We start from the raw sequence: 23,545 nt of genomic DNA, 5'->3' as shown, positions 1-23,545 counted from the left end.
GTACGCACAAAAAAAGGGCCGAAAACTTCAACCCTTTGTTTCTCAATTATAGTTTATCGCGAACCACGCGTGCCGGCCGGCAAGTTCTGCTTTGCCGATTCCCTGATTACGGGAGCTGCAGGTGCAGACTGCGTTTGCGGAGCAGTGTTTCGGAACCCGCGCTGGCTTTGGGCCGCCTGAGCGGGAGTTTGTGTGCGTGTCGTGGTAGTGGCGCGAAGACTTTCTTTGCGTGCAGTAGTTTGGCTTGCGCTGTTTGGCGCTCTAAAGCCCTGGTTCGCTGTGTTACGTGTCCGGACATTAGTTGCCGCTGCCGGTGAGCTCTGCACCGTTCCGCTGTTTCTGAATGTAGCAGAGTTTGTATTTCCGCTGTTTCCCGCTCCGGCTTGTCTTACTACATAGATTTTCGTGTTGTTTCGGCCTACATAATAGGGAACGCCATTATCATAATAATAATTCATGTTGTCGCGGTAGTAGTAACCGTCGTTTCCGTAATATCCGCCGGAACCATAATAGGACGAAGGCGCGTAATAATATCCACCACTGTAATACGGATCGTAATATCTGTTGTTATCTGCGTAGCCGTCCTGATAAGCCACGCAGGAAGTGAGGCCTGCGAAACCGATTATCATTGCTACTATTTTTATTGAATTTTTCATTTTATTTTAAATTAAATTATTTTAAACTTCTTTGCCATTCCCGATACCCTATGATGGCCATCACCGTAAAAACCAAATACTGTACCGAAGTAATACCCAGGCCTTTATGCAGCATCATGGGTATGCATATGAGGTCTCCAACGATCCAGAAAATCCAGTTTTCAATCCGTCTTTTTGCCATCAGCCACATCCCGACGAGGAAAATTGCAGTGGTGAAGACATCCAACCAGTTGGCCCAGTCGAGGTGGTCTAGTCCTAAGATTACTTTTTCGGCAGAAAGTTGGGTGTCAAGTAAAGGTTTGTAGTAATAAACTGCGGTGACCAATATCAGACTGATGACAAACAGCATGCTGCATAGAAGCCATTCGCGTCTGGTGGTGCGCGAAACCTCGACATGGACGTGATCATCGGAACTTCTGGCCCATAAAACCCAGCCATATACGCTCATCACCGTGTAATAGAAGTTGATCAGCATGTCGCCCAGCAGGCCGAATTTAAATAAAATATACACATACAGTGCGGTGGAAACAATACCCGTAGGGTAGACCCAGATGTTTTTGCGGATCGAGAAATACACGCTCAGCAGCCCGAAGAAAGTGGCGGTGAATTCCAGGATGATCTGGTAGGTATGGTAAGATTCGTAAGGCTTTATAAACAGCGTATGCAGATCCATGGGTCCAAAGATAGATAAATGAACAAAAAAAGAGTGACCGGGGAGCTGCTGAGTGGAAACATTCAAACGGTTTCCTTTTAAAAGTGCATTAGGAAATACAAAGGTCTAAATTCAACAATTCGTTATGATATTCAGAAATTTAGCGGTTTTATAAATTTTATCGGAAAAGAAAGTGTCAGAAAACAGTTAATCATTGGCAAATTTTTATATTTTTGGAAATCTTAAAAACGAAAAAATGTCGAATCTCTGGAGAACAAAACCTCTCAACCAGCTTATGGCGGAAGCCGATGAATCTGAGCACGGGCTGAAGAAAACCTTATCCTCACTCTCACTTGTAGCCTTAGGCATCGGCGCTATCATCGGTGCCGGCTTATTCTCAATCACAGGAATGGCTGCGGCGAACTACGCCGGGCCTGGCATCATGATTTCCTTCATTATCGCGGCCCTGGGCTGTGCTTTTGCGGGTCTGTGCTATGCTGAGTTTGCCTCGATGATCCCGGTAGCGGGAAGTGCCTATACGTACTCTTACGCTACCATGGGCGAATTCATCGCGTGGATCATCGGCTGGGATCTGGTTCTTGAATATGCGGTGGGCGCTGCAACCGTGGCATCGAGCTGGAGTGGATACCTCGGGAAGTTTTTCCATTCCTTCGGCGTCGCTTTACCCGAAACACTGATGACCACGCCGTTTGACATCACTGCGAGCGGAGCGAGCGGCATCATCAACCTGCCTGCCATCTTCATCGTGCTGGTCATGTCGCTGATCCTGATCAAAGGCACCAGCGAATCTGCAGGCGTAAACGGTGCAATCGTGGTCCTTAAAGTAGCCATCGTACTTATCTTCATCATTGTAGGATTTAAATATGTAAAGCCTGAAAACCTTACCCCGCTTATCCCTGAAAACACAGGTAAGTTTGGCGAGTACGGATGGTCCGGAATCATAAGGGCCGCGGCGGTTGTCTTCTTTGCCTATATAGGCTTCGATGCGGTATCTACAGCCGCACAGGAAACCAAAAACCCGAAAAAAGCGATGCCGATCGGCATCATGGGTTCCTTATTAATCTGTACGGTGCTCTACATCATCTTCGCTTATGTGATGGTGGGTGTGGTACATTACAAGGAATTTACAGCCGGCGGAGGTTCAGACCATCTGGCACCGGTAGCCATCGCCATCGATGCGATGGGTGAGGTGGTGAACGGCGCTGTGGTACCCGCTTACCCGTGGCTGAATACGACCATCATCCTGGCTATTTTGCTGGGTTACGCTTCGGTGATCCTGGTGATGCTGATGGGCCAGAGCCGCGTATTTTACTCGATGAGTAAGGACGGTCTTTTGCCGAAAGTCTTCAGTGAAGTTCACCCGAAATACCGAACCCCATGGAAATCCAACTTATTCTTCCTTGTATTCGTGAGTCTGTTTGCCGCGTTCATTCCGGGCAGAGTAGTGGGTGAGATGACGAGTATCGGTACGCTGTTCGCATTCATCCTCGTGTGTGTGGGCGTGCTTGTCCTCAGGAAAACGCAGCCCAACGCACCACGTGCGTTCCGTACGCCTTTGGTGCCGCTGGTTCCGGTTCTGGGTATTCTGGTGTGTTTCGGGATGATGGCGTTCCTGCCGTTTGACACCTGGATCCGTTTAGTTTGCTGGATGATGATCGGTCTTGATGTGTATCTGTTCCGCGGGATCAAAAACTCTTTCCTTGGCAAGGCAAACAACACTACAGACAGCCCGAAAAACTATACGGTAACTGCGATTTCCGGTTTTGGACTTACAGTTACACTGGCAGTTTTGGCATACCTGCATCATCAGAATGCGGAAACCGATGACAGCGGTCTGATCATGTTCTCAGTATTTATGATCGTGGTTCACGCCGTTCTGTACGGATACTATTATTTTAAATTTAAAAAATAAATGAGGGCCCTGCGTTTTGTGGGGCTTTTTTTGAGTGTTTGAGTCATTGAGTGATTGAGTGATTGAGTTGTTGAGTGCTTGAGTATTTGAGGCCTTGTTTTGCTAGCAAGGTGCTTTTTCGCAGAGGCCGAGAGCGGTGACAAGTGGCAGTGGAGGGAAAACTGTTTAAAAATCAAGAAAAAAAGGATGGGTAAGTTTCCGGTTTTGATCATGTTTATTTCTAATATTCTGTTTGCGCAGAAGGTAGCGACTTTATTCAAAGACCAAATTTCGATTAGGGCACTGCAGATTTATGACGGCAAAGTTTGGTATGCCGGCACCGATTCTAATTTTGGCTACGTGAGCCTGAGAGATACCGCTGACAAGAAACAGATAAGTCTGTCCGAAGACAATCTTCAGTTCAGGTCGCTTGCACAGGATGCGGGACATTTTTATGCAATAAATATCGAAAGTCCGGCGCGTTTTTTCCAAATCGACAAGCACGATATGACCCACCGCGTCATTTACACAGATGCTGCGAAGACAGCCTTTTACGATGCACTGCATTTTGTTGATCATACTTATGCATTTGCATTCAGTGATCCGGACGCAGACGGAAACCTTAGGCTGGCTACATACAATTATCACGATAAAAATACCTGGACGACAGATAATACAGCCTTTAATAATGTAAAACTTAAAAAAGGTGAAGCCGCTTTTGCCGCCAGTAATACCAATATTGCTTCGCACGGAAAATGGTTGTGGATCGCTAGCGGCGGCGCTGCATCCCGTATAATACGTATTAATCTCGTTAATGAGAAAGTGGAGATATTCAACACGCCATTTGTGCAGGGAAGCAGTTCGCAGGGTATCTATTCAATCGACTTTTATGATGAAAAATTCGGAATCGCGGTGGGCGGAGATTACACGAAACAGACAGAGAACATTAACAATATTGCCACGACACATGACGGTGGTAAGACCTGGCAGATTCAGGCCTCGGGTAAAAACGGCGGCTACAAGACCTGTGTGAAATTCAGACCCGGATCAAAAGGCCGGGAAATTCTCGCGGTAGGGGACCAGAACATTGAGTTTTCAAATGATTCCGGGAAAACGTGGACCACGGTTTCGGAGGAAAAAGGACTTTATATCTGTGAATGGATCGATCGCAATACCGTGGTTTTAGCCGGCAAAAACAGGATCGTGAAAATGAGACTCATTTAGTGCGGTTTTCTTAAACAATCATGTACTTCCCTAACCATTCAGGCCTGCCCACAAGTATGTTGCGGCAAACTGCTGCGTGGCTTCAAGCTCATTCTCAGATTTAAATTTGAGACAGGCTGCGATCAAAATCCAGCCTTCAGCGAAAGTGACTGGAAAAGTCCATTCCTGGCCGGGTGCAGACGAGCCTGCGCTTATATCGAGCTCAAGTCTTGATATTATGTTTAAAGGAACGGAGCTAATGTTCAGATCTACCGTCAGGGCAAGCAGGGTGAGTCTGGCGGAAGTGCTGTTTTTGGGTGGCATGATTTGTTCTTTCCATTTAATTTCGGGTAGGATAACCTTCATTTCAGAGACGGACTGCATGACGAATTCGGGGAAAAAATTGGTGCAGCTCTGCCATTCAGTTTTTGGATTAAAACTGAAGCCGGCAAGTGCCTGCGGATTGCTGAACGTGGGATTGTCTGTGCTGGTGCCGCTGCGCTCCGCTGTCAGTGTTTTCCGTATCCGGGCGCGGTGGCGGGCAGCGAAATATTGAAGGGCGGGAACGCCCATTTCACGCAGTAGCCGCAGGCGGAAGATTTTTTCGCGGCTGCTGACCAGCCCAAACGCTTTGGATGACTCTTTGGTGCGCTGAGACTGTTTCACGCTGTCGGGTATGGCGCGGGCAAACACGCGGTCGCCATCATTTACTAAAACAATATTTCCTATCGCACCGCTCAGGTTCCCGTTTTTCTTTAAATTTGCCATAACAATCAGTGAATTTAGGTTACCGTTCCGGAGCTCTTTCTGAAAATCTTCTACTTCCTGACCTTCAACGGGTTCCGTCCGATAAAGATACAACATTAAAGCATTATCACAGCACTGAATCTCCAATAATCTATTGGAGAAATATTGCACTTATATTGCAGTTATATTGCAGATAGGTGGACTGAAACCAGGGGCTGCCATAAAGCAACTGACACGGGAAGTGCCGCTAGAACACATTTTCGGTTCGGATGGGATGTGCAGCAAGTCGTGCGGACATTAAAAAAAACTGCTTTCCGAATTTTATTTACCTTTATTCTCACAAGCCCAGTGCCATGAGATGGAAAGCTACACTGATCAAACACCATCATACCGACCGCATTGCTGTAGAATTTGAACGGGACGCAGAGCTGATCCGAAGGATTAAGCTGCTTGATGATGCCCGCTGGAATCCTCAGAAAAAGCACTGGCATCTTCCGGATACACCGGAAAACAGGGAAGATTTAAGCTGATCCCAAAACAGGACACTGAGCCCTCAGCAGAAGGGCAGGAGCATCTTGTGAAATTCGGCCGCTGGCTTTCTGCCAAACGCTACAGCGCAAGTACCATCGATACCTATAAACAGGCCTTAAGAATTTTTCTGGTTTATTACCGGAATAAGGAAGTAAGTGCACTGACGAACACGGATGTGCTCGACTTTAATAATGATTATATCCTGAAGAAAAATCTCTCGGCGTCTTACCAAAATCAGGTGACCAATGCGATAAAACTGTATTTTCGGACGGTGCTGGATACACAGATTGAAACCGATAAAATTGACCGGCCTAAGAAACCTAAAATATTACCGAATGTTTTGAGTAAAGAAGAGGTGAAAAATATCCTGGAGGCTCTCTATAACATCAAGCATAAAACGATGCTGTGCCTTATCTACAGCTGCGGTCTGAGGCGGAGTGAGCTGCTTGACCTGAAACCAGAGGATATAGATTCGCAGAGGAACGTGGTGCTCATCAGGCAATCTAAAGGTCGCAAGGACAGGATTACGCCGCTTTCGGCTAAAGTACTGGAACTGCTGCGGCAATATTACAAAGCGTACCGGCCACAAACGTGGCTTTTTGAGGGGCAACGTTCGGGAGAACAGTACAGTGAGCAAAGTCTGCAGCGCGTTTTGAAACTGGCTTTGGAAAAAGCAAAGGTCACTAAACCTGTGACACTGCACTGGCTTCGGCACAGCTACGCTACGCATCTGTTGGAGAGCGGCACTGATCTGCGGTATTTCCAGGAACTGCTGGGACACAGCAGCAGCAGGACCACCGAGATTTATACGCACGTGAGTATGAAAAGTCTGCAGCAAATAAAAAGTCCGTTTGATGATTTGTAAGTGTTTTTTCTCTATTTTTATCAAACGAATAATGTATTGTTTTTTTATACCTATACGCCGCGTGTATGTTGGCTTTGTATAACATAGTGATACATATAAGCGAGTTACCGCCCATACTACCTTCCGCCGGTCCAAAATCCGTTTTTGTAATTAATTCAGCATTGGAAATCCGGGCTTTTTCCGAGAGCAGGGCAACGGGTTCCGGCATTTCGTGATCACTAAGTCGCTCCGGTATTATGTTCCTCGCGCGTACGGGCGGTAACATCGTATATGGCGGATTGCGGAAGTCTGCTTTTGTATCAGAATTTTCGCTAAGTTTAAAGTCCGGATTTTGTACGAAGATCTGGGGCAGCAGCCGCAACCCTCCATATACGCCGGACGTTATGTGCAATTCACAAAAACCGCACAAAAATGATAGACGAAAACCAAATTTTGTATATTGAAAATATTGAGCTTAAAAACTTAAATTTATCTATCCTGCTTCACAAAAATATGCCGCCGTATTATTTTGATAAGTACGAACGTAAGCCTTATGTCAAAATTCTAATTGAAAATTTTCAAAATAATATTTCAGAAGAAAAAATAGAAGAATTCATTAATCCATATAATGATGGAATATTTTTCAAAATTTCAAATGATAAGAAATCTATAAAATTTAAAGATTTAGGAAGTAATGAAGCGCATTTGTCTGGAAAAAATATTTACACCGAAGAAATTGAATATTCTAATGAACAATTATGGAGTATAATATTTCAATTAGACGATTTAATAACAGAATATAATGGGAAATTTAATGAACAAAATTCCATAATTGATAAGACGTTAAACTTTGCGGAAAAAGAAATTGATAAAAATGAAAAATTGCTTTCTCAACTCAGCGAAGCAAAAACTGAAATAATTGAAAAAACAAAAATCAAAATTGATTGCTGGACTAAAATTAAAAATTCACTTAAACATAAATAGAAACTGCACATAACACGGTATTTCTATTAGCGGGGTTGAAGTTTACATCATGAAGATTTCGCTAATTGTTCATTTTTTTATTGTTACAAAAAGCAGTTATCATAATCCCCGCCAACAGAAATACCCAACCGTTGTGCGTCATTTATGAAAATTCGGATTCAAAACAATTGTCATCAGAAAATGAAATTAACTATATCAATATTTTTAGTGATTACCACAATTTCTTGCGGTGTTTGTTTTCCCTCAAATCTTGAATTCAAAAACATTACACTCTTTAATCCTGAAGTGTTGCGAAGTATTGACATAAATTCTGAATATCGCCAAACAAGTGCCTACGAAGCAACGCGCAACTTAAGTAAAGTTATTAATGAACCTCGGACACCGAGCAACATTATAATAAAATTTCAACCTAATGGTTTTATAACTGCAGATTTATGGTCTTTCAACAATAAAAATCAGCAAGGAATTATTTATTCAAAAAAAGGGAGTTTATTCATAGACAAGATTGGAGCAGACCAAGACAGGTGCAAATTCATTGAAACTTATGAAATTAGACTAGAGAAGAATAAAATTATACTTATGCAATATGGTGGTATAACAAATCAAAAGATGGTTTATGAATACAGTAAAGTTGAATAGTAAAACTCCGCACAACATGGTATTTCTATTAGCGGGGTCGAAGTTTACATCATAAAGATTTTCGGTAGTTATTCTTTATGTTATATTTACAAAAACCAGTTATAATAATCCCCGCCAACAGAAATACCCAACCGTTAGCAGAAATACAGAAACATTGCGCTACAAATTCATATTTTTAATTATTTCAATCATTTTTACTTCTTGTCAAAAGGAAAATATTGACGAGATAAACGTTGTGAATAATTGGAATATAAAACGGGATCCATATACAAGTGGTCAACTAGTATTAAATGAAAATAAAACATTTCACTTCACGGAAAGAAGTCATTTAAGTGAGACATTTTCAAATGGAGTTTGGAAAATGAAAGATGATACAATATATCTAAATTCGAAAATGCACAATGAATGCTTGTACATGAATAGCTTTAAACCTTATTGCGAAGACAAATATATTGTCACAAGGGAAAAAATAGAAACAACAATAGAAAATTGCCAACCTAAAAATTACACGAGATCTTATACCATCTTCCAAAATGAAAAATTTAAAGTTCCGCAACGATTCATTGTTTTATGTGAATCCCAATAAAAATTGTGCAAACAAACAATCAAATTATGAAATATATCGTTAACAAGTACTTCTGCTAACAAAGTATTATGACAACTCTTTAAGATAAGCCTTATTAACAGGGTGTTTATTTACTCCCATACTGCCTTTAGTACAACATAAGTACAACAAATCAGAAAACGTAGATTAATAGGTAGATTCCATGCTGTTGCTGCCTCGCCTGGAAATTTAAAGACTGATATTCTGTAAGCATTGAACAATAATACGAATGGCTGGCTTTTGCCCAGCCATTTGCTATTAGAAGCTCATTGAGGCATTCGCCGGAAGGCAGAATGACGTAGGCCAACTGGCGCAGCCAGAAGTCCAGTTCGTTTTTTTTTCGGTTAGAAGTGTGACGCGGGTGCCCGGAGGGCACACCTGTAGTACATAATCTAAACTCTGTAGTCCGAACTGCAGCAGTAAACTGGCAGGAATACGGCTTTTAGCTTCGTCCTCGCGCATCTTTCGGCTTAGATGCACCTCCGGTGCATCAAGACCATAAAGGCGGATTTCTTTACGTTCCGGACCGAATTCTTCTTTCACAGTTATACTGTCACCATCCAGAACTCTTTCGACGATCCAGAATGTTTCGGTAATAATGCCCGGGATTTTAAAATATTTAGCAGAAGGATTTTCTTCAGTGCTACCCTTCATTGCATCGTCTTTGTAGTTTGTTGCGTTGTATTTCATTGGTTTACAGTCTTTTATATGTTGCTAATGTAAAGATAATTCAGGAAATTTATAACTGTCTAGACAACAGTGTTTTTCTTCAGATTATCAATTCTAAAATTTAATATCATGGCAAGACAAAAAGGTCTCATGAAATACGTCGGAACCATAGGCGACGTTAGACATTTCAAAATCAAAGGGCAAAAAGGATTTTTTGCCGGTATGGTTGGCGGTCCGACCGCGCAACAGGTAAAAACAGCTCCGGAGTTTGAACGTACCCGGGAAAATATGAACGAATTCGGTGGCTGCGCCATCGCCGGGAAAGCGGTGCGAACCGCTCTATCTGCACTGATGGGAAAATTCACCGATACTCAGGTAACAGGCAGATTAACTTCTATCATGAAGCGAATCAACCTGGAGGACGGAACCGAAGCCAGAGGGTACCGAAAAGTGGAGATTTCTACGCAAAGAAATTATCTGGCAGGTTTCGAGTTCAATAAGAACCAATCAATTAACGGGGTGTTCAATGCGCCTTTCGATGTTAACCATGAGGTGGAAAGGAATGCCGGTGATTTGATTATTGCTGAATTTAATCCTGCTGAGCTTATCACCTCTCCTGCAGGGGCAACCCATTTCCGCATGCTTCATGTTTTGGCTGTGATCGCTGATTTTTCTTATAATCCGATTACAGGAACTTATGAACCGGATGACGCGGTGAATAATGAGTTAAGTGTAGTTACCTATTCTCCTTATCTCCCTTTAAACGCGACATACGCAGGATCTACGATACCGGCGGAACTACCGGGAGCTCCGGTTTTGGGTGCAAACGTTTCTGTAATTCAGTGTGTAGGTATCGAGTTTTTCCAGGAAGTTAATACGCAATATTATCCGTTTGCTACTGGAAACTGTCTCAAAATTGTGGAAGTTTTTTAGGATGTTTTCGTCAAATGGCTTCTCCAACCGGGAAGCCTTTTTTTTATTTCATCCATTCATTTTTAAGCTTCACCAGATTATGAAAACAAAGATTGTAAGAGTAGCACAAGGCAAAGAAAGCACACTTTCTCACCTTTATATTGACGGCATATTCCAGTGTTTTCTGCTGGAAGATAAAATCCGACAGGTTAAGATTAAAAGTAAGACCGCAATTCCCGAAGGGAATTTCAAGCTTAGACTCAACACCTGGGGCGGAATGAACAAAACGTATTTCCAAAAGTACGGGCCCATGCATCAGGGCATGATTGAAATTGATGATCTGCCAACGTATGATTCAGTGTATATCCATGTGGGTAACACGATAGACCATACCGCAGGCTGTCCGCTTGTCGGACTGAGTTACATCAAAAAAGACGGCGATTTTCAGGTGCTGCAGAGCGCGGACGCGTACCGACAGGTTTACCCGAAACTTCTGGCGGCAGCCAGAAGCAAAGAAAATGAGATTGAGATCCAGAATATTTTTCAATTCTAAAAACGACAACTCATGGCAAATGAAATAACACTTAGCGTATTGTTCGGTTTCATCAGCAGCGTCCTGTTGGGGATTGTAGCATATTTTATCAAACAGCTTCACGCGGACTTCCGCAAGATGGGTGAAAATCTATCGGATGTAAAAACAACCGGAATGCTGATCAGATCGGAGTCAAAGACCAGTCACGAACTTCTGAATCAGAAGGTCGAATATTTAGAACAAAGAATCAATAAGATTGAACTCAAGCAAATTAAAAATCACGACCATGAAAAATAGGAATCTAAATCTGGTTAGCAGAATTTCCGCACCGACTCCTAAATGGTTCCGGGTTATCCGAAATATTGGCCTCAGTCTGTCCGCGGTTGGTGGCGCTTTAATAGCAGCACCGGTGGCGCTGCCAGCAGCGCTAATATCCGTTGGAGGCTATTTGCTTTTGGGCGGAACCATTCTTGGCGCGGTAAGTCAGACGGCTACCAGCTCAGAGGAGTACGGCGAAAAATCCGAAAAAATTCCCGGAAGATCGCCTGAAACCCCCATTGCGGACGCAATAAAATAGCACATAAGTCCCATTTAGGAATTTTAATTTAGTTTGTGGCCTGTCCGAAAGACAGGTCTTTTTCATACTCTATATTTCGTTTGCATCCGTTTGCGGTGCTTTGGTTAAAGGGGCGAAATAAGTATGGCTTATGTACGGGAAATGTGTGGGAAAAGTGGGAATCAAATAATCTTTCAGATGTAAAGATCGGATTCGGGGATCTTGGGTCTGGTCATGTGGCGATATGTTCACAGCGGAAGGTGCGGACATTGTCGGGAAGCGTAGTTTAGGTTTAAAGAAACCTGGTTCGATGAAAATTTTTCAAAAGAAAAAAAAAAAAAAGAAAGTGCTCCGCCTTCTCGGGAAGGAAAATTCTTTGCAATATTTTTTTGAAAAAAATATAGGCGCAATTTTTTCAGCGCAGATATTTTTTTCAAAAAACCCGGAGGGCTTGAAATTGCAAGGAAATTTCCTGACTGTATAGCTTTACTTTCTTTTTTTTATTTTTTCACATCCGGGTCGTCGGGAGGTGAACGCAACCCCTTTGCTTATTATAAACAGACTTTGAATCGAAGCGAGATCTTTAAAGCGGCTGCGAGCCCATCGAGGGACCTCAGGGACCGAGGGCAAAGACAGCTGTATGCCGGTGTGCCAGAACCATAATTCAATAATAAAAATCTGGAATACCGGCATACTGCTGTGCGCGGTGACGGAAGCGCATAGACGGCAGTAATGTAACGGGCGGCTACGACCGTGAAGTGAATGCCGGCTATGTGCTGGAGGAACATGGGAAAGCGGGGATTATTGATCACTTCCCGTAATTGTCCAAGTAATAGTAGGGGTGCTACTGACTATTTTACTTTGAGAAGCAGAGATATTTTTGACCGGCTTAGATTTGCTTTTTGGCACCGTAGAAAATGATTTAGTTTTTGGTGCCGATTTATTAGACGCTCCCTTCTTTGTTGAGGAACGAAGTTGAATCGGATCGGAATCATATAGAATTTTCCCCAACAAGAGGTTAATGAAATCCGTATAGATGTAATGGCCAACAGTGGAAAGATTTCCCGGGAAAGACTGTCGACCGTTTGAAATTCCTTTAAGTTCGATAAGAACTCGTGGGCTGTCTGGATTATAACCGTTCTGAAACAAAAGATGTGTGTAATTTTTTTTCAATGAAAGGTTCCCTACTTTATCCTGAATAAAAAATTTTTTCATCCAATGATCAGAATCCGTGCGGTATTCAACATTTTTAATCCCTGAACGCATATCGTCAAGGTTGTCTTTCGAAATTGTCATAAAACAAATGGCATCATCTGTAATTTCGAAATCGTCAACTACTTTCCGTAGTTCAGGGGATAATTTCAGCATAGGTGGAGGGATTAATTATACCTTTCTAATTTACAACAATATTGTGGAAATATAACTTTCAAAAACTGGGCAGACAACTCGCAGCAAAATGGTGGATATCGACAGGCTATACCGGCGACACTCTTTATAAAGATACCGGGTGGTAACAGCGGCTGGAAAGACAGCTGTATGGAGGGCGGGACGAAAATGCTTCGCGGTTGGCATTTCCAGCAGGCGCCACAAACACACTGAAACTCTTAGCCTATAAAATTCAAGTGTTTGTGGCGTCTGCTGGAAATATTGGTGGGGGTAAGGCTATTTTCGTTCTGCCCGGAATACTGCTGTGCGCGGTGCCGGAAGTGTATTGCCACTACATAAAAACCGCTGATTAAATAAAACCGCTTTATGTAGTGGCAATATACTGGAGGTACTGGCTAATCCCGATGCTCTCTGCACCATTTTGCTGCATCCTATGAAAGGGTGGCGGGGAATTGTAGGTCTTCGATGGGGGAAATGACCTTGTAAATTATAACTGCCCTGGCGGCTGGGTGGCGTTGGCGCAAAAGGGCTTCGCCCGTTGCAAGGAAAGCATTTAACATAATTTTCAATTATAGGACCTTGGCTGATGGCAGGTGCGGGAATGAAGCGAAGCGGAAAGGACGCACTCCCCGTAGCGCTGGAAAGGTCCTATAATTGCCATTATGTTACTTGCTGTGGCGGGCGGGGATTTCAAGCAACTCCTTTCTTATTGGCAAATGTTATTTAATTTTCAAAATCCACTTCGTTATAGTCTATACCATTTTCCTCCATCAAAATCATTATTTTGCTATCAATCAGGTCGCAAATTTCAATCACAGTGTTAACAGTTTTATCGTTAAGGCCTCTGAAATGATTCATTTTAAATTCGTAGGTTTCACCTTGGTCTACTGCTCCGTCAAGATGGCCTAACTCTCCTTTCATTGCAAGGTTTACAATGTTATCAAAGAGATTATGCCGACATATTATCAGATCCTGAATTGCAATGACTATTTGGTCGCGGTAAGTATTCATATTAATGATTTTAAAATAGTGTTGTAGATTCGGTAGACTGGTCGAGATTCACTGCAAGTAGATCCGCTTCGTGATTGGGGAAAGCAAAATCCTGAATATCCCGATCCGTTAGCCACTCCCGTTCCATAGCCTTAGTAAGAACAACCGGCATACGGTGTTTCGTGTTGTGAATTTCGGTCATCAGTTCATTAGCCTGTGTTGTAACAATTGAAAAACTAGTAAGTTCCTCACCGGTTTCGTTATCAGTCCAGTTCCCGTAGATACCTCCTAAAGAAATTATACCTGCATTGGGTAATGTGAGAAAATGTTTGTTTTTTTCCTTGCCTTTATCATCTAGCCATTTCCATTCGTAGAAACCTTTCACCAAAACCAGACACCGGCGATTATGATTATTTCTGAAAGATGGTTTTCAGTGACCGTTTCTATTTTTGCATTTAAGGTTTGCTTTTGGATTTTCCTGTCCTTTGCCCAAAACGGAATTAACCCCCAATTTGCTGTTGTACATATTGCAGGATTGTCGTCCAAAATAACAGGCAAAAGAGCATGGGAAAAACCGGTAAGAAATTGAGTCGGTTTGTATTCCTCTCCCTCAAAACCAACGCCGTAGATTTCTTTTATCTCTTTTTTAGTGAAGTTTGTATCAACGTAATAACACATAATTAAATTTGATTTGTAGAATTATCCAACAAAATATAAATGCATATTCTATTAGAAACGGTGCTAAACAAATTTAATAATAATTTTTTCAGGCAAAGCGTAAACTAATGCAAATTACAGCCGGTTGGGCTGATAATTATTTCTCCGGTAGTTTTATACCGATCTTAAAAAAATCAACGTATTCATATGCATTTGACTTGAATAAATCTTCCTTTTTTATGTCCAGAGCAGCATTTTGATCAGAGTATATTATAAGTCCTTTTATAACTTCTGAAAAAGGTTTTCCCAATATTTTATATACAGATTTCATTCTACAATAACCTGCCAGTTGTCGATAATCTTCTAAAGAAGGATCTAGATTTGCGTATCGCGGCTTGTATTTACAATCTACTACGCATTCAAAATTGTCTGATGTAATTATAATGTCCGTTTCTTTGCCTCCAAGAAATTTTCGATGATAAATAGCTTCATTTTTTAAAGGAAAGATATCTCGTAATTTTTTGAAAACGTAAAGTTCGAATAACATACTCATATCGATCCAATGCGGTGGAATTTTTCTTTTAAGAGCGACTTTATTTGAAGTATTGAAGCCTTGAATTTTCAAGATTAAGTTTCCTACTTCAAATAAATGGTTGTACTCGCTATAAAACGGATTTTTTTCACGCGTACTAAACTTAGTAAAAGAGCAGTCAGATACATTTCCAAACGCAGGTTGAATAAAATTAAAAACATCTGAAATGGCAGCCCGGAGTTCTACAGGATATTTATTTAGATTTACTTTGACAAATTTTAAAACATATTTTAGAAATTGATTTTGTGCGGTATCAAATCCAAAAACTTCAAATTCACAAAAGGTTTTAGTTTTATTGTTTTTTAGAACATTTTTATTGATTTGATCTTTGACAAGTATTTTACCTTTAATTTTTGATTCCAGATTTTGAGTAGTTCTGTAATATGATTTCTTTAATCCTTTCTTTACCAATGCAGCTAAGGTTTGCACAAATTGAATTAGTAAAAACGGTGTCAGTACATCATTTTTTTGATGAACGATTATTGGTTCTGAATCGAAGTTTATGTCATAAAGACCGTCAAGATGTTTGAAATTTTCATAATCAGACAAGGCTTCAAAGAGCATTGCAAACACATTAACTTCAGAGTCGACCGTGTTTATTTTTGGTTCAACAATAATAGAACGACCTAACCCACGGATCCTGTCAACGCCAATAAAGTATGAAGTTTCAATTTCATATGTTTTAGCACCGCTTACATCTTCTTTAATGTTAATAGAGCAGCATGGCTTTTCCTCGTTATCTTGAAAACATCTTTTAAAATTACCGGCAGGGAGTGATCGCAGGTAACTATCCGTGTCCTCATCCAGAGAACGCCTATAATGTTGAAAATGTTCAATTAAAGAGATCATTGCACTAGAGGTTTTCGATTGCTTCAATCGCACTTTCTTTCAAAATACCATCCTGAACATATTCCATCAGAATAGGTTTAATTTCATATTTTAACCTAACATTCATTGGTCCTCCTTCAGAGGTTTTATCGATGAAATATGAGTGGCCTAATTGGACATCGTTTATCCGAAAATCTTCTGATGTGTGATTTTCAAAAATCTCTGCAACCTTATTAAATAGTGTGGAGTCAAATGTGATGTCTTTTTGTCCTTCCAGGTTCTTTGGAAGGATTTCAACAAATGAAAACCTCCGTCTTATTGCATAATCAATATGCCCGACACTTCTATCAGCAGTGTTCATTGTTCCTATTATCAGCAGATTGGAAGGCAATGTAATCGTATTGTCACCATCTATTTGATACATGCTATCTACTTCCTTATCACGATATTCCAAGGCATAAATTAATTCCCCTAATACAGACGAAAGGTTTGCTCTGTTAATTTCATCAATTACCAAAATGTAATTTTTATTTTCATTATCTAAAGCTGTATTAGCAAACTCTGCAAGCAGTTTATTTTCTGCCTCATATACGATGCCTTCTGTTTCATCTGAAGGTTTTGCTATAATGCCACGAACAAAATCTTCGTACGAATAAGAGGGGTGAAACTGGACAATTTTATAATAGGGACTGTTATCAACGGAAAGTGTAGTGGGATCTACTTGTGCTAAAGAGTCCGCAGGAATGTTTTTCTCTAAATAAATAGCGATGGCATCTTCGTACGGACGAAAACCACTGCCTCTATTTTTTCCCTTGTATAACTTTTCATTGTACGAGCGAATAATATTATTAAACGAAGGATACCAAACTTTACTCTTATCGGATTTGATACCAATTTTCACTTCATCAATTTCTTGAACAGTATAGATGATGCCACTTTTGCTGGGAAGTGTCATCCCTGGCTTTATGTAGTTTTTGATTGTGTCTTTTGTCAACTCAAATTTTTCGTTAGAGGAATAGTCAATTTGATCAGCGATAATGAACTGAGCTATTTTTTCTGCCATTCTGGTCTTGCCTGTTCCAGGTGGACCTTTTAAAATTATTTGTTTCTTATAAGAGAGCAGCTCTGCATATTCTTTTATTTCATCAGATGTATTCATTTGTAGGGATTTTAGAGGATAGCGGGTTTTTAAAGTTTGGATTAAAAGTGGGTAAGTTTTTTCAAAAAGTTCTCCCAAACACTCTGCTGTTTTTTCAACAAGATCTTCATCAGTAAGTGTGAATTTTTGGATATGCGATATACTGGGAACCGACCGCCAAGGTTTTAATTCCAGATTAGGTGGTAAGGGATCAAGCAACTTTGCTATTTCCAAGTTTTGTTTTATTGTTCCTTCCAGGTGTAAATCGACGGAGATTTCATCACTTTCAATTATAATTTCATAGTGTACCGGTGTATTTAAAAAATAGCCTTCAACATCTGATATCCAAAAATATTTTGTGGTACGTCTTTTAGCATCAAAAATAAAGGGTAACTGTTTATCTGCAACATATTTTTTGAAATCCTTAACGTATTGGGAAAACGTGAGTTCTGTAATATTCCATTCTTTCTCTAAGTCAAATATGCGTCGGGAAATTAATAAACTATTGTTCTCGGCATTTTTTGCCCACTGACCAATATCTTTGGAAAAATGTTCGGTTATTTCGTTCGCAAAAGTGCTGCTGTTGTACGGCTTACCAAGGTACTTCTCCGAGATTTTATTACGATGGCCTTCACTGAGATAACTCAAATTATCTTTTGGCTCCAAAAGCATATTAAGTGCATTCTTAACGGAGGGGCTGGTGTTCTGACGATCATACTTAAATATGTAAATGTGATTACACCAGTCATTCATTCGTACACCTGCACGTGCCAGCGTTCTTTTATCTTCATATTTATTATAGACGGACTTGCTATTTGCATGAAGATCACAATAGGACACTATTTCGAAAAATATCTCTCGAACAGTTGCGAATTTATGATCTGTCGGAAGTTTCGAAAAACGGTCATAATCTTTTATTAAGACCTGTAATTCATCTTGTTCTTGAGGAGTAAGGTTAAAATCGTTTAACCACTTCATTAATGCTGTTCTGCCGTACTCAAAATAAAAATCTTCTGATATGATAACTTTATCAATATATTTAGTTGTTTTATCCATATTTATAATTTAAATCGTAAATCTATATTAACTTATAGGCCATTATCTTCTTGGTAAAACCAACCATAATAATACTTTTTAATATTTGATTTTGGAAAACCCGGATCGTGTTCGCCATGAATTGTAGGTTGTATAGTTTTTGTTTTAATGACTGGTTAATTTTAAGATAGATTAAAATCGTAAATGTGTATATGCCTTCCAAGGAAAGTGGGAGTTTTCTGAAAGAGTTATTACGATTTTTTAAAGGTAATTAAAAGAAGTTAGTATAGTGAAAACTCCATCGGCAGTTTCTTATCAAATTTTGTCAGAATATTTTTTCATGGCTTACAATAATGCACTTGTTTATCTCCGATGATCGGCAATTATAATGGTTAAGCACAACATCGTTGCAGGAAGGTACATTTTATAATGGGCCGTGTATATCCGTTTCGCAAATGTGTAAGTTTACACTGTAATATTGGCAGCCAGAACAAGAAGGATAGCGGCGGTCAAGTGAGCGAGGGGCTGATGTTCTTCTCGTAGATTGATATATTTATTGCTCATCAAGTTTGTAGTTAATTTACGAATATACCCGTCGTTATATGCTAATATTACCACATAATTTATATTTAAATATAAAAGTTTTACGATTAATATTAACAAAATATCTCAGTTTGTTTTTTGTAATTTTGGCGGCTAAATAAAATAAATTGGAGAAATTTAAATTCATTGATCTTTTTTGCGGAATTGGTGGCTTCCACCAAGCCATGGAAAGATTAGGCGGTGAGTGTGTATTTGCCTCAGACATTGATAAAAATTGTAGAGAAGTATATTCAGATAACTACGGATTAATGCCCGCAGATGATATTACCAAAGTAGATGAGAACGAAATACCAGAACATGATATGATTTGCGGAGGCTTTCCATGTCAATCATTCTCAAAAGCAGGAAACAGAAAAGGCATAAATGATCCCAGAGGTACATTATTTTATGATATTCTGAGAATTGCAAAAAAACATAAACCGAAGTACATGTTACTGGAAAATGTGAGAAATTTAGCGTCACATGATAACGGTCTAACATGGAGGACTATTTACGAAAACATTCGAAGCATTGGATATAATGTACACGAAACGCCAATTATCTTTAGTCCGCATTTTCTAGGACATCCCCAACATAGAGAAAGAGTTTTTATTATGTGCAAACGTGAAGACTTGGGAGAGATTGACCATTTTTATTTTGACAAGAAGGTAATTAAAGATGCAAGTGCCGATGAAGTACTTCAAAATGAAGAGGAAATTGCAGAATTAGAAAAATACTTATTAAAGGAGGAGGAAATCCAGTTAATTTCACATTGGGATGAATTTATACGGAATATAAAAACACCTCTACCAGGTTTTCCTGTATGGGCAGATCGATTGAGAGAGTTGGATATGACGGAGGATTTAGAAGAAAAACCGAAATGGGAGCGCACCTTCATTTTAAAAAATAATGAACTTTATATTAAAAATAGAGAATTTCTAGATGGATGGTTGAAAAAAAGTGATAACATCAAATTATTCAAGGGATCAAAAGCAAAATTTGAATGGCAAGCCGGAAAAGTTGATAATCCGACACTTTGGAACACCCTAATGCACTTTCGACCTTCTGGGTTACGTGTAAAACAACCTAGTCACTTCCCAGCATTGGTAGCAATAACACAAACTTCAATTGTAGGCGAAAGAAGAAGATTTATTACTCCGAGGGAATGTGCAAGATTGCAAGGATTTCCTGATACTTTTAAGATACCTGCAAATGACCGGGTTGCATATAAACAATTTGGAAATGCAGTTAACGTAGATGTTGTAGAACTTTTTGGGCGATTTCTTTTAGGAGATGCTGATGTAGTGCGACATTATACTAAACCCAGTAATTTGGCCTTATTTTAAGAAATAAGTAAAACTAAAAGAATTCTCTTTGCCATATGATTTGACAAAGGCATATGAAAAAACCTTTTTACCGGAAACGGTAGAGAGGTTTTTAAATTCCTCGAAATCCGCGTGAGTAAAATTTATTCTTTTAGGAGTTCCCTGCAAAATCTTAAAGTTTTCTTTTATACGTAGAGGCGGTAAATTTATTTTATCAGCTATAAAATCAAGATAAAGTTTAAAATTAGGGAGTATCTTACAATGGGCATCAAGAATTTCGAAAAAACCACCATCGGGCTTTTTACAGTAGAAGGGATATCCCATGAGGTGATTTTCCACCCCTTTTTTACTTAGATGCGGATCTACCCCTGAATATACATAATTCATGAACTGAGTGGTGACAGTTCCGTTTAAGGAATATTCTTTTAGCCATTTCCACCAGTCTAATGCATTGTCTTTGTATTTTATTACCGAAGTTAGCAAAGCATCATCTGCTCTTAAAAAGTATTCTATGGGATTTAATTCTATATCATTTCTAAATAAGGAGATGTTTTTTAAGTCAAAATTATTTCTCTCAAGATCCGCTATTATAAAGTGAACTGTACCAAAGGGATATTTTGAGTAGTATGAATTGTTAGGAACAAAATAACGACCTCTAATAATATTAGGATTTATTTTATTACCATAGGATGAAAGCTCTTCATTATGAGACTCATTAAAAGAAACTATATGTTGATCAATACACGTAATATTTTTGTTATTTACGAACATATCAATAAAAACGAATTGACGATAATCTGAAATTTCATCTTCAAGAATCCATAATTTATTATCACTATTACAAAACCCAACAACCTCACAATCTAAATATTCTTGGAGAATAAGACCGCTAAGGACTCCATCAATATCTGAATTGATGATTATTTTTTTATTTGAACGTAGTGCTTTAATCATTTCAGTGAAAAATTCCAAGATGTAAATGGTGCTCCTCTCCTAAGTTTTATTCCATTTATAGTACAAAAACTGTTACTATCGGTACCTTTTTCTAGAATCCCGTTATTAAATTTTATTTGCAAATGGCCCAAAACTGCACCGTTATGTTCAAAACTGATAATTGAAGTTTGGTGCTTTTTTAAGATAATTGCATCATAATTCAAATTATATTCTAAATCAGTCCGAACCACCGTTGACAGAGCATTGGCTCTTGTTTTAAATGTTACAATGAAATATTTCACAGGGCTATCAGCCTGTAGTAGCCTGGTCATTAATAGCCGTTTCTCCTCAGTAGACTTGCTCGACCACTTTTCTATCACGGCATCTCTAATTAAGTCAATTATTTCATCTGTCTTGGTACTCGTCTTTCTTTTACGAAACCAGTTCTCTATGGAGCCATGTGCCCGCGTCATTTCGTGAATATATTCATCGCAAAGTTTATGGAATTCTGGTTTTATATTGTCAATATCTTCTTTTCCCAGAAAATGTTTGCCAGATATATTTTGTTGACAAGAATTAGCATATTTAACAGACAGTCCAATTTTGTCACCATTCTTATTGGTTGCAATCAGGTCAGATGGGCCAACAGAATCATCTTGAGTGACTAAATAATAAGAACTTGGATTAAAAGAACATGCATTAAACGAAGATAATATTGGACCGATATTAATTTGTGTAATCAATGATTTTATACGATCCTTGTAAGGGTGGATATTAATAACCGAGTTCATAAACAGAGTTTTTTCCTCGGCTGTGGTTAACAAATAAAATAAGGCATACTCATATTCAATTCCAGTGTTGATGTTGTTAACCAGTAAATCTATTTCCGACTGATTTAATTCAGAAAATCTTTTTAAATTCATTTAAAGAAGTCTTTAATTTCAATATTAAAAGCCATCGCTAATTTTTCCACTGTTTCTAAAGAGACATTTCGCTTACCTTTTTCGATACTTTGAAGGTATGTTCGATCTAGTCCGGCAGCGTTGGCAAGTACCTCTTGCGACATGCCACTTGCAGCACGCAATTCCTTAACTTTTGCTGCAAATCGTAATTTAATATCCATGAGAATTATTATATGTAAATATTATTAATTGCTGACAATGGCACAACGGTCTATAGTCCGCATTTAAATGATAAAATGCTGATAATTAAAAGACAGATTATACAGATTTGTCTTTTTGACAGAAAGAGTCTAAATTAAATGAAGAAAATAATAGAAGAAGTGATAGATATGAATGGGGATTTTAAATAAGGAGATGGAATACCCTATTTAAAGGAACAATTTGCTTTTAAAATATTCAGATGTTTCATTATCTGTAAAGTAAACATAACAACCTTTCATGCCTCGAGTCATTAAGGTTCTATATGTGTTTTTGATAATTCTTCTAAGTAGATTTTTGGTATTTTCAGGATTATCCTTCATCATTGATTTATAACCCCGGATTGTGCTGTCATTAGAATCTCTTTCGGAGGGGTCAACTAAAACTTCACCATTTCGGACAATTAAATCATCACCAACTATTACCCCAATATAATCAACATCTAAACCTTGGCATGTATGAATACATCCGATTTCGTTAACGGATTCAGGTTGTATAACCCATTTCGTACCGTCATCGGCTAAATTCCACTTCATTCTTAAATCATACTCGGGGAATTCAATGTCATAAGCATTATAATTTTTTTTGCTCACCCATTTCCAGCAGTAACCTGCTATAAGTCTAGCTTTATTGTTCTCCAGATTTTTTGCAAAAATGATGTCACGTAACTTGTCAGGTCGATCTATAATTTTAAAATCAAAATCATCAGAGTCCAACAGTGGGTTGCTGTTTGTCTGACCTGAAGGGTATGATCCAGCCAAGCTAAATAACCATCAGATGACATCATCATTAAAGGAATGTTTTTTACTAGAATATACAATCATAACTCATTATATTTTTTACTTGAGCCTTTTGCTTTTTCAACAGGATATTTTAGTGCGTTTACTTGAAGCTTTTCCAAACTGATTTTCTTCTCATTTTTTTCAACCTTGCACAGGAAAGAATAAGTTACTCCAAGTGTATCAGCCATCTCTTTTTGAGATATGCCTAAATTAATGCGGCTCTGCCTTAAAATATCTCCTAAAAACATTGACATTTAAATTAATTGACCAAAAAAGGTCAAAAATAATAAAAGCTGAAGGAATTATCTAGTAGGAAAAAAGAAATACATTTACAATTCAAAATCCACGATTTATGTCGGATAGACACAATCCTGATCAGAGGAGATTTAACATGTAGCAAATCAGGGGTAAGAACACCAAACCGGAAATACTTCTACGAAAATTACTTTTCAAAGAGGGTTTCAGGTACAGAATAAATGACTGGAAATTTCCGGGAAAACCCGATATTGTACTGAAGAAATACAATACTATTATTTTCGTAAACGGCTGTTTTTGGCACGGTCACACGGATTGCAGGTATTTTGTTATACCCAAAACGAGGACGGAATTCTGGACGGAAAAGATCAGCGGAAATAGGAGAGAGATCTGCGTAATGAAGGACTACTGAAAAGCACCGGATGGAATGTTATTACGGTG

The 23,545-nt window shown here is 39.2% G+C and carries 26 protein-coding genes and 1 pseudogene; 12 read left to right on the top strand and 15 right to left on the bottom strand.

What is annotated here, in order from left to right; all coding sequences use genetic code 11:
* Positions 1-53: 53 nt before the first annotated feature.
* Both QEP06_RS04400 and pnuC read right to left on the bottom strand, forming a co-directional pair.
* Entirely contained in the window at positions 54-656 is a 603-nt protein-coding gene (locus tag QEP06_RS04400) for a hypothetical protein (protein WP_285269234.1), read from the bottom strand.
* Between the two features lie 16 nt (positions 657-672).
* Positions 673-1,329: a nicotinamide riboside transporter PnuC gene (pnuC, locus tag QEP06_RS04395; protein ID WP_285269233.1), complete on the bottom strand. Its 657-nt coding sequence runs from the start codon at positions 1,327-1,329 to the stop codon at positions 673-675.
* Between the two features lie 235 nt (positions 1,330-1,564).
* On the opposite strand from pnuC, the gene QEP06_RS04390 reads away from it, so the two are divergent.
* Both QEP06_RS04390 and QEP06_RS04385 read left to right on the top strand, forming a co-directional pair.
* On the top strand, positions 1,565-3,241 hold the full coding sequence (locus tag QEP06_RS04390; protein WP_285269232.1) for an amino acid permease: 1,677 nt from the start codon (positions 1,565-1,567) through the stop codon (positions 3,239-3,241).
* 186 nt (positions 3,242-3,427) lie between these two features.
* The gene (locus QEP06_RS04385) at positions 3,428-4,444 is read left to right on the top strand and encodes a WD40/YVTN/BNR-like repeat-containing protein (protein ID WP_285269231.1); all 1,017 of its coding nucleotides are present in this window, start codon (positions 3,428-3,430) and stop codon (positions 4,442-4,444) included.
* 30 nt (positions 4,445-4,474) lie between these two features.
* Here the strand turns inward: QEP06_RS04385 and QEP06_RS04380 are convergent, their stop codons facing one another.
* Positions 4,475-5,287 carry a hypothetical protein gene (locus tag QEP06_RS04380; protein WP_285269230.1) on the bottom strand — a complete coding sequence of 271 codons (813 nt, stop codon included), beginning with the start codon at positions 5,285-5,287 and terminating at the stop codon, positions 4,475-4,477.
* A 236-nt stretch (positions 5,288-5,523) separates the two neighbouring features.
* On the opposite strand from QEP06_RS04380, the gene QEP06_RS04375 reads away from it, so the two are divergent.
* The 4 genes from QEP06_RS04375 to QEP06_RS04360 all read left to right on the top strand — a co-directional run bounded on the left by QEP06_RS04375 (position 5,524) and on the right by QEP06_RS04360 (position 8,168).
* On the top strand, positions 5,524-5,700 hold the full coding sequence (locus tag QEP06_RS04375; protein WP_285269229.1) for a hypothetical protein: 177 nt from the start codon (positions 5,524-5,526) through the stop codon (positions 5,698-5,700).
* Between the two features lie 47 nt (positions 5,701-5,747).
* Entirely contained in the window at positions 5,748-6,566 is an 819-nt protein-coding gene (xerA, locus tag QEP06_RS04370; protein ID WP_285269228.1) for a site-specific tyrosine recombinase/integron integrase, read from the top strand.
* A 411-nt stretch (positions 6,567-6,977) separates the two neighbouring features.
* Positions 6,978-7,529: a hypothetical protein gene (locus tag QEP06_RS04365; protein WP_285269227.1), complete on the top strand. Its 552-nt coding sequence runs from the start codon at positions 6,978-6,980 to the stop codon at positions 7,527-7,529.
* Between the two features lie 180 nt (positions 7,530-7,709).
* Entirely contained in the window at positions 7,710-8,168 is a 459-nt protein-coding gene (locus QEP06_RS04360) for a hypothetical protein (protein ID WP_285269226.1), read from the top strand.
* A gap of 737 nt (positions 8,169-8,905) precedes the next feature.
* On the opposite strand, the gene QEP06_RS11700 is transcribed toward QEP06_RS04360, so the two are convergent.
* A complete protein-coding gene (locus QEP06_RS11700) occupies positions 8,906-9,148 on the bottom strand; it encodes a thermonuclease family protein (protein ID WP_425256180.1) in 243 nt (80 codons plus the stop codon).
* Positions 9,031-9,462, bottom strand: a complete 432-nt coding sequence (locus QEP06_RS04355) for a thermonuclease family protein (RefSeq protein ID WP_285269225.1) — start codon at positions 9,460-9,462, stop codon at positions 9,031-9,033. The genes QEP06_RS11700 and QEP06_RS04355 overlap by 118 nt, the downstream gene beginning before the upstream one ends.
* A gap of 108 nt (positions 9,463-9,570) precedes the next feature.
* Here QEP06_RS04355 and QEP06_RS04350 point away from each other — a divergent pair, with 108 nt between their 5' ends.
* The 4 genes from QEP06_RS04350 to QEP06_RS04335 all read left to right on the top strand — a co-directional run bounded on the left by QEP06_RS04350 (position 9,571) and on the right by QEP06_RS04335 (position 11,462).
* Complete coding sequence (locus QEP06_RS04350; RefSeq protein ID WP_285269224.1) at positions 9,571-10,374, top strand: hypothetical protein; 804 nt, start codon at positions 9,571-9,573, stop codon at positions 10,372-10,374.
* 79 nt (positions 10,375-10,453) lie between these two features.
* Entirely contained in the window at positions 10,454-10,906 is a 453-nt protein-coding gene (locus QEP06_RS04345) for a DUF5675 family protein (RefSeq protein WP_285269223.1), read from the top strand.
* 12 nt (positions 10,907-10,918) lie between these two features.
* Entirely contained in the window at positions 10,919-11,182 is a 264-nt protein-coding gene (locus QEP06_RS04340) for a hypothetical protein (RefSeq protein WP_285269222.1), read from the top strand.
* Positions 11,172-11,462 (top strand): hypothetical protein, encoded by a 291-nt coding sequence (locus QEP06_RS04335; protein ID WP_285269221.1) that lies wholly within the window; start codon positions 11,172-11,174, stop codon positions 11,460-11,462. The genes QEP06_RS04340 and QEP06_RS04335 overlap by 11 nt, the downstream gene beginning before the upstream one ends.
* A 780-nt stretch (positions 11,463-12,242) precedes the next feature.
* On the opposite strand, the gene QEP06_RS04330 is transcribed toward QEP06_RS04335, so the two are convergent.
* The 5 genes and pseudogenes from QEP06_RS04330 to QEP06_RS04305 form a co-directional block, all read right to left on the bottom strand.
* The gene (locus QEP06_RS04330) at positions 12,243-12,809 is read right to left on the bottom strand and encodes a hypothetical protein (RefSeq protein WP_285269220.1); all 567 of its coding nucleotides are present in this window, start codon (positions 12,807-12,809) and stop codon (positions 12,243-12,245) included.
* 741 nt (positions 12,810-13,550) lie between these two features.
* Entirely contained in the window at positions 13,551-13,838 is a 288-nt protein-coding gene (locus QEP06_RS04325) for a hypothetical protein (RefSeq protein WP_285269219.1), read from the bottom strand.
* 10 nt (positions 13,839-13,848) lie between these two features.
* A pseudogene (locus QEP06_RS11670) lies at positions 13,849-14,495 on the bottom strand (SOS response-associated peptidase).
* Positions 14,496-14,631: 136 nt separating this feature from the next.
* Positions 14,632-15,915, bottom strand: a complete 1,284-nt coding sequence (locus tag QEP06_RS04310) for a 5-methylcytosine restriction system specificity protein McrC (RefSeq protein WP_285269217.1) — start codon at positions 15,913-15,915, stop codon at positions 14,632-14,634.
* A 4-nt stretch (positions 15,916-15,919) separates the two neighbouring features.
* Positions 15,920-18,088: an McrB family protein gene (locus QEP06_RS04305; protein ID WP_285269216.1), complete on the bottom strand. Its 2,169-nt coding sequence runs from the start codon at positions 18,086-18,088 to the stop codon at positions 15,920-15,922.
* Between the two features lie 689 nt (positions 18,089-18,777).
* On the opposite strand from QEP06_RS04305, the gene QEP06_RS04300 reads away from it, so the two are divergent.
* On the top strand, positions 18,778-19,995 hold the full coding sequence (locus tag QEP06_RS04300) for a DNA cytosine methyltransferase (RefSeq protein WP_285269215.1): 1,218 nt from the start codon (positions 18,778-18,780) through the stop codon (positions 19,993-19,995).
* Here the strand turns inward: QEP06_RS04300 and QEP06_RS04295 are convergent.
* The 5 genes from QEP06_RS04295 to QEP06_RS04275 all read right to left on the bottom strand — a co-directional run bounded on the left by QEP06_RS04295 (position 19,987) and on the right by QEP06_RS04275 (position 23,097).
* On the bottom strand, positions 19,987-20,928 hold the full coding sequence (locus QEP06_RS04295) for a hypothetical protein (RefSeq protein ID WP_285269214.1): 942 nt from the start codon (positions 20,926-20,928) through the stop codon (positions 19,987-19,989). The genes QEP06_RS04300 and QEP06_RS04295 overlap by 9 nt on opposite strands.
* Positions 20,925-21,830 (bottom strand): hypothetical protein, encoded by a 906-nt coding sequence (locus QEP06_RS04290; RefSeq protein WP_285269213.1) that lies wholly within the window; start codon positions 21,828-21,830, stop codon positions 20,925-20,927. Before QEP06_RS04290 ends, QEP06_RS04295 begins: the two co-directional genes overlap by 4 nt.
* Positions 21,827-22,030 (bottom strand): helix-turn-helix domain-containing protein, encoded by a 204-nt coding sequence (locus QEP06_RS04285; protein ID WP_285269212.1) that lies wholly within the window; start codon positions 22,028-22,030, stop codon positions 21,827-21,829. Before QEP06_RS04285 ends, QEP06_RS04290 begins: the two co-directional genes overlap by 4 nt.
* A 207-nt stretch (positions 22,031-22,237) precedes the next feature.
* Positions 22,238-22,783 (bottom strand): DNA/RNA helicase domain-containing protein, encoded by a 546-nt coding sequence (locus tag QEP06_RS04280; protein ID WP_285269211.1) that lies wholly within the window; start codon positions 22,781-22,783, stop codon positions 22,238-22,240.
* 104 nt (positions 22,784-22,887) lie between these two features.
* A complete protein-coding gene (locus tag QEP06_RS04275) occupies positions 22,888-23,097 on the bottom strand; it encodes a helix-turn-helix domain-containing protein (protein WP_285269210.1) in 210 nt (69 codons plus the stop codon).
* Between the two features lie 152 nt (positions 23,098-23,249).
* Here QEP06_RS04275 and QEP06_RS04270 point away from each other — a divergent pair, with 152 nt between their 5' ends.
* Positions 23,250-23,516, top strand: coding sequence for a very short patch repair endonuclease (locus tag QEP06_RS04270; RefSeq protein WP_341850009.1), 267 nt, complete (start codon positions 23,250-23,252; stop codon positions 23,514-23,516).
* The last annotated feature ends 29 nt before the right edge of the window (positions 23,517-23,545 follow it).

Origin of the sequence: Kaistella rhinocerotis (assembly GCF_030243905.1) — a bacterium.
Lineage (GTDB): Bacteria > Bacteroidota > Bacteroidia > Flavobacteriales > Weeksellaceae > Kaistella > Kaistella rhinocerotis.
Note: the sequence above shows the minus strand (reverse complement) of the source record. Positions and strands in the feature narration are given on the sequence as shown.